Source organism: Streptomyces sp. NPDC002785 (genome assembly GCF_040295565.1).
Taxonomy (GTDB): domain Bacteria; phylum Actinomycetota; class Actinomycetes; order Streptomycetales; family Streptomycetaceae; genus Streptomyces.
This window is the reverse complement of sequence record NZ_JBEOVN010000310.1, coordinates 1-5,704: the sequence shown is the minus strand read 5'-3', so window position 1 is coordinate 5,704 and position 5,704 is coordinate 1. Positions and strand designations below refer to the sequence as shown.

Here is a 5,704-nt window from a genome sequence, read left to right as displayed (position 1 = left end):
GTCGCCCCACGGAAGACCTCGACGGTCCGGCGGCTGTCGTTGCGGATGTTGAGGCTCTTGGAACCGAGACCGCTGACCACCGTGACGCAGCCGCCCGCTTCCGCGGTGTAGGTGCGCTCGTTGATGTGGATGCGGCCCTCGAAGTGGCGCCGCTCGCGGCCCCGCTCCCCGCCCCGCTCGCCGCCTCGCTCGCCACCCTTCTCGTAGCCCCCGCCCTCGTTGCCCTTGCCCTCGCCGCCCTTGCCGGCGTCGCCGCCATTGAGAGCCGATGCGGGGGCGGCGGCCTGCTGGACGACCGGGGCAGCCTGGGCCGGCTCGGAGGAGGCGGCCGAGGCGTAGGTGATGCCGGTGGCGGCCAGTGCCGCGGCGGCCGCGAGAGCGGCTGTAACGACGGTTGAACGCGTAACCATGTCACTTCTCCTGTCTCAGAGAGGTCGACCGAGTAGCCGACCCGTGATTGAACGTACTTACGGTCCCGATAGCTGTCATATCGGACACGTTGAAGGGTCGGCGCCGGGGCGCCGATCGGGGTACACGAGACACCCGAATGCCATTTCCAGATAATCCGACAAGCTGCCAATCACCCTTATTTATGGGCGAATTGATGCGCCATTAGCCTGTCCAGGCGACTTACTGATGCCCGGTCACCCCTTGCGGCGGCGTGTCTTTGTTGACACGGCCCGGGAAGGAGCCGTACACCACCGTCCTGAATGCCCGTCATCCGCGGTCCTGCCCGTCCTGACCTGCAGTGACGCGTCGATAGAGCACCTCGAAGAACGCTGCCCGGGTTGCCGGGTGCCCGTTGGCCGCAGGTGAGCGCTCGTTCCACGGCGCCGCCGGCCGTATCCGATACTCCCCTCTGTCCGGAGCACAGTGCCCGGCCCGCGGCGTGCGCGAGCAGCGGGACGCCCCGGGCCAGGAGGCTTGAGGCGTCCCAGACGCAGCGCGAGCAGTGCGGTGTTGCCGAGCGACAGCGCCATGTCGGCCGACTTGCGCTGGGTGAGCTGGAAGGCGCTGATCGGCTTGCCGAACCGGATGCGCGAATCGGCGTAGTCGAGCGCCGCCTGCAGGCAGTCGCGCCCGGCGCGGACCGCGCCGAACAGGATCCCGAACCTGGCCTCGTTCAGGCAGGACAGCGGTCCGCGCGGTCCCCGGGCTGCTGGTGTGGATCGAAATGAGTGCGGTGTACGGAGGCGGGCCGGCCGGGTGGTCAGCTGTCCAGCCAGCGCCTGAGGTCCTCGGTGTGCTCGCCGAGCCGCGGCGGGCGCCGCTCGTAACGTGGCGGGGTACGGGACAGCCCGATGGGGTTGGCCACCAGGCGCATGGGGTCGTCGGGGTCCGCGTCGGCCGGTGTGACCCGCGGGGACAGGCCCAGGCGTTCGGCGAGGTCGAAGGCGCCTGCGAGGTCGTTGACCGGACCGCAGGGCACGCCGAGCGGGGTGAGCAGGTCGAACCACTCGGCGGCGGTACGCAGGGCGAGCCGCGCGGAGATCTCCTCGGCCAGCGCATCGACGTGCGCGACCCGGTCCGCGTTCGAGGTGAACCTGGGGTCGGCGGCGAGGTCCTCTGCGCCCAGGCCGCGGCACAGGGCGAGGAACTGCCGGTCGTTGCCGACGGCGACGACCAGCGGCCCGTCCGCAGCCCGGTACACCTCGTACGGGGCTATGGACGGGTGACGGTTGCCGAGGATGCCCGGTACCTCGCCGGCCAGGGTGTACCCGCCCGCCTGGTTGACCATGCTCGACAGCAGTGAGGAGAGCAGACTGACCTCGACGTGCTGGCCTTCGCCGGTCGCATCGCGGTGACGCAGCGCCGCCAGGACCCCCACGGCCGCATGCAGGCCGGTCAGTACGTCGACCAGTGCCACGCCCGTCTTGACGGGCCGGTCAGGTGCGGCCCCGGTGACGCTCATCAGCCCGCCGACCGCCTGCAGCAGCAGGTCGTAGCCGGGAAGCGCGGCGCCCTCCCCGGCTCCGAAACCGGTTACCGAGCAGTAGACGATGCCGGGGTTGAGCGTGTGGGCCTCCTCGTAGGAGAGCCCGTACTTGTCCATCGTGCCGGGGCGGAAGTTCTCGAAGAGCACATCGGCGCGGCGCACCAGTTCATGGGCGTCGCGGCGTCCTTCCTCCGTGCCGAGATCGATGGCGAAGGACCGCTTGTTGCGGTTCACGGACAGGAAGTAGGTGGACTCGTCATGGGCACGCGGCGGGCCCCAGGCCCGGGTGTCGTCGCCGGAGCCCGGACGTTCCACCTTGATGACATCGGCGCCCAGGTCCGCGAGGAGCATCGTGGCGTACGGGGCGGCCAGCACCCGCCCGAAGTCGGCGACCACGACACCGGACAGGGGGCCGGGAACGGAGGCGTTCATAGGGTCACCGTCCGGGAGCCTCGTACGTACACCGTGGTCGTGGTGGTGAAGAAGTCCCGTGCGGCGCTGCCCTGTTCGCGCGGGCCGAAGCCGCTGTGCCGTGATCCGCCGAAGGGCACATGGGGATCGGCCCCGGCAGTCTCAGCGGCGGCCGGGACCTGCGCATGGGACGGGCCGGTGCCCAACGCTACGGCGGCCACCCCGACACCGGTCAGCCGTGCCACGCAGGCACGTTGCCCGGGTGTCCCGGGCAGCCTCAGGCCCGTGGTCAGCAGCAACTCGCCGCCGCTGGGCCAGGGAGTGGGGTCGGCCAGTTCGATGTTGTGCGCACACACCGCTTTGCGGTCGAGTGCACTGCGGCCCGCGAGCACGGTCAGTCCGAGCCCGTGGCGGCGGGCCAGCCAACTCAGGAATACGCCCATGCGTTCGTCTCCCGCTCCCCGGTCCCCGCGCACCGGCCTGCCCGGTCCGCTGTGTCCCGGGAACCTAGCAGGTCAGCACAGGTCATCCGCGTCGGGCCAGGTGCACCGTACGGACCGTGAGCAGGAAGACATCGAGGCGGCGGCGCAGTCCGGCCGGGTCCTCGGGGTCGAGCAACCGGTCCAGTACGGAAATGTCCTCGGCCGTCAGGGACTCTTCGAATATCTCGCGCCGACGGGCGAACTCGGCGATGGCGTGGTCACGGGCCGGCTCGGAGAGCGGTGCCGGAAGGTCGAGCAGGAAGCTGCGGGTGCCCTGCGGGTCCAGACCCACCGCGCTGAACATAGCGCTCCAGTCCTCGGTCTCCCGCTTGGTGCCGGGCAGTGACGCCCGCATGTCCTCGAACCAGTCCGCGTTGATCGCGTCGAGCCTGGCCTCCAGCCCCGGCCGCCCCATGCCGATGTCACGCGGGAGCCGGCGGGGCGGCAGACCGCCCTCGACCAGGGCGACGGTCCCACCGGGGCGCAGCAGTTCGGCGAACCCGGCGAGGACCGCGCGCTGGTCACCCATGTGACCGCGTCCACCGCCACGTCCGCCAGTGGCAGCCGGCGCGCGTCGACGCGGCGATCCGCTGCCGAGCGACCTGAGCCATGCCGTACGAGGCGTCCGTGCCGAACACGCCGAGCGCGCGTCCCCGTTTCGGCGTCGCGATGTGACATGTCATCGCGCAGGGGCGACGTGCGCCGCAGCGCGACTGCACGTCGCCCGCCTGCCGGCCCGAGCCGGCCTCCCGGCCCTGTGTTCAGCGGCGTGCCCGCCCATCCGGCTACCTCACGCCGTGCCCGGCGGCGATCGCCACCACCCGCGCGGCCAGGTTCAGATCATTCTCGGTGACCACCCCGCCCGCGTCGTGGGTGTTCACGGACAGGGTGACGGTGTTGTATCCGAGCGTCAGATCGGAGTGGTGGTTCAGTTCGTCCTGGATCTGGGCGACATGCACGGTCAGCCCGACTGCGGCGAAGTGCGTGTGGAGCCGGTAGGTGCAGGTGATCCGGTCCTCCTCCAGTGACCAGCCTGGCAGGTCGCCCAGACGGTCCTCGATCTCCTTCTGCGACAGTGGTGCGGCGGGCATGCTGCGACTCCCTCACGAGCGATCGGTGCCGGTCGGCGGTGCCGGTGACGTTACGGTCTTGGTATGACAACTGTCGCGCTTGACACGGGGGTAGGGCCGCTGCTGCGCAGCTGGCGGGAGCAGCGTCGGATCAGCCAGCTGGAGCTGGCGCTCCGCGCGGATTCGTCGGCCCGGCACATTTCCTTCATCGAGACGGGCCGCTCCCGCCCCAGCGAGGACATGATCCTGCGGCTGGCCGAACATCTCGACATCCCGGTGAGGGAACGCAACGCCCTGCTGGTGGTGGCCGGTTACGCGCCCCGCTACGCGCAGACCGCGCTCGATGACCCGGCGCTCGGTGCTCTGCGCGAGGGGATGGAGCGGCTGCTCCAGGGGTACGACCCCTACCCGGCGCTTGTCGTCGACGGTTTGTACAACGTGGTGGCGGCCAATCGGGGTATCCAGATGCTGCTGGAGGGCGTGGCCGGGCATCTGCTGGCCCCGCCGCTGAACGCCATGCGGCTCACTCTCCACCCGGAGGGCCTGGCTCCGCGCATCCGTAATCTTCGGGATTGGCGGGCCGATCTGCTGGCACAGATGGAGCGTCAGATCGCCCTGGCCCGGTCTGCGGAGCTGCGTGAGCTGTACGAGGAGGTCGCGGGCTATCCGGCACCGGAAGGTAATGACGGGGCAGAGGATGCCGAGACCGGCGGGAGCGCTGGGGGCGCCGGAAGCTCTGTCGGGGAGAACGCGGGAGCCGGCCCCGCGTCGCCCCTGCCTTTCGCGCTGCCCTTGCGTATCGAGCACGGCGGGCAGGTGCTCTCGTTCGTCGCCTCCATCGCGACGTTCAACACCCCGATGGATGTGACGGTGGCCGAGCTGGCCATCGAGACGTTCCTGCCCGCCGACCGGGCGACCGCCGACCATCTGCGGTCCCTCACTTCCTGACGATCGGGCGGACCCAGGGGGCATCGGCGCGCGCCAGGACGGTCGCAGCGGTGCTCGCGACGGCCAGGACGGCCAGGGCCAGCAGCAGGGGAAGTCTCGGGTGTCCGTGCAGCACGGCCATGGCCCCGACGAGCGCGCCGGTCATCATCGCTGCGGCGGAGAGCACCCGTCGTCCGGCCTTGCTGCCGCCTCCGCCGGCGAAGCGGCTGTCGGAGAGGATGCCGGTGATGGTCAGCGTCAGCACGGTGGTGGTGAGGTCGGGGACCGCCAGCGCCCGGGAGACGGCGTTCTGCGCGCCGAGGCCGAGGCCGAGCAGTGAGATGAGCGCGAAGCGGACCCCACCCACGAACGGATGGCCGGCGGCGAGAGTGACGATCAGCGCGGCCAGGACACAGGCGGTCTCGACCAGGAGCGCGTACAACAGCATCCGGCCGCGATGCGTCAGGGCACGGTGCACGATCAGGCCGCCGAGCAGCGCCCCCACCGCGAACGCGGCGAGTGCGACGAGCGAGGCGACGAACGAGAATCCGGGAGCTCCGGCGATCGCGAAGCCGGAGAAGACCACATTGCCGGTCATGTTCGCGACGAAGACCCGGCCGAGTTCCAGATAGCTGACGGCGTCGACCAGTCCGGTGACGACGGTCAGGGCGAGCATCAGGGGTGGCAGCGGTCCATGCCGGTCGTTCATGTCCGGTACGACGGTGGACCATGCCTCACGCAGTGCGACAGGCACGGACACGGGCACGCTCCGATCACGGGGTGGGTGGTCGGGAATTGTGCCGCCCCGGGCGCAGGGAACACCACGACCGCCGCACATCGCCCCCGCCCCCGCCCCCGGAAGGAAACTTCGTTCCCGA

General features: G+C 70.5%; 7 protein-coding genes and 1 pseudogene. 1 reads left to right on the top strand and 7 read right to left on the bottom strand.

What is annotated here, in order from left to right; all coding sequences use genetic code 11:
* The 6 genes and pseudogenes from ABTZ94_RS35945 to ABTZ94_RS35920 all read right to left on the bottom strand — a co-directional run.
* Nucleotides 1–410, bottom strand: a 410-nt coding sequence (locus ABTZ94_RS35945) for a hypothetical protein (RefSeq protein ID WP_351207397.1), incomplete at its 3' end; no start/stop codon positions are given.
* Nucleotides 411–644: 234 nt separating this feature from the next.
* On the bottom strand, nt 645–1,127 hold the full coding sequence (locus ABTZ94_RS38095) for an acyl-CoA dehydrogenase family protein (protein WP_502967366.1): 483 nt from the start codon (nt 1,125–1,127) through the stop codon (nt 645–647).
* An 83-nt stretch (nt 1,128–1,210) separates the two neighbouring features.
* Nucleotides 1,211–2,368, bottom strand: coding sequence for a CaiB/BaiF CoA transferase family protein (locus ABTZ94_RS35935; RefSeq protein WP_351207395.1), 1,158 nt, complete (start codon nt 2,366–2,368; stop codon nt 1,211–1,213).
* The gene (locus ABTZ94_RS35930; protein ID WP_351207393.1) at nt 2,365–2,790 is read right to left on the bottom strand and encodes a PucR family transcriptional regulator ligand-binding domain-containing protein; all 426 of its coding nucleotides are present in this window, start codon (nt 2,788–2,790) and stop codon (nt 2,365–2,367) included. The genes ABTZ94_RS35935 and ABTZ94_RS35930 overlap by 4 nt, the downstream gene beginning before the upstream one ends.
* Before the next feature lie 82 nt (nt 2,791–2,872).
* Nucleotides 2,873–3,361, bottom strand: a pseudogene (locus ABTZ94_RS35925) (SAM-dependent methyltransferase); the annotation flags it as partial.
* A gap of 253 nt (nt 3,362–3,614) precedes the next feature.
* Nucleotides 3,615–3,920, bottom strand: a complete 306-nt coding sequence (locus tag ABTZ94_RS35920) for a 4a-hydroxytetrahydrobiopterin dehydratase (protein ID WP_351207391.1) — start codon at nt 3,918–3,920, stop codon at nt 3,615–3,617.
* A 63-nt stretch (nt 3,921–3,983) separates the two neighbouring features.
* On the opposite strand from ABTZ94_RS35920, the gene ABTZ94_RS35915 reads away from it, so the two are divergent.
* Nucleotides 3,984–4,847, top strand: a complete 864-nt coding sequence (locus tag ABTZ94_RS35915; protein ID WP_351207389.1) for a helix-turn-helix domain-containing protein — start codon at nt 3,984–3,986, stop codon at nt 4,845–4,847.
* Here ABTZ94_RS35915 and ABTZ94_RS35910 read toward each other — a convergent pair.
* On the bottom strand, nt 4,837–5,580 hold the full coding sequence (locus tag ABTZ94_RS35910; RefSeq protein ID WP_351207399.1) for a YoaK family protein: 744 nt from the start codon (nt 5,578–5,580) through the stop codon (nt 4,837–4,839). The genes ABTZ94_RS35915 and ABTZ94_RS35910 overlap by 11 nt on opposite strands.
* Nucleotides 5,581–5,704 lie beyond the last annotated feature (124 nt).

Excerpts from the sequence above, each read along its gene's own strand:
- ABTZ94_RS35930 (WP_351207393.1), bottom strand. The coding sequence starts at position 2,790 with ATGGGCGTATTCCTGAGTTGGCTGGCCCGCCGCCACGGGCTCGGACTG.
- ABTZ94_RS35935 (WP_351207395.1), bottom strand. The coding sequence starts at position 2,368 with ATGAACGCCTCCGTTCCCGGCCCCCTGTCCGGTGTCGTGGTCGCCGAC.
- ABTZ94_RS35915 (WP_351207389.1), top strand. The coding sequence starts at position 3,984 with ATGACAACTGTCGCGCTTGACACGGGGGTAGGGCCGCTGCTGCGCAGC.
- ABTZ94_RS35920 (WP_351207391.1), bottom strand. The coding sequence starts at position 3,920 with ATGCCCGCCGCACCACTGTCGCAGAAGGAGATCGAGGACCGTCTGGGC.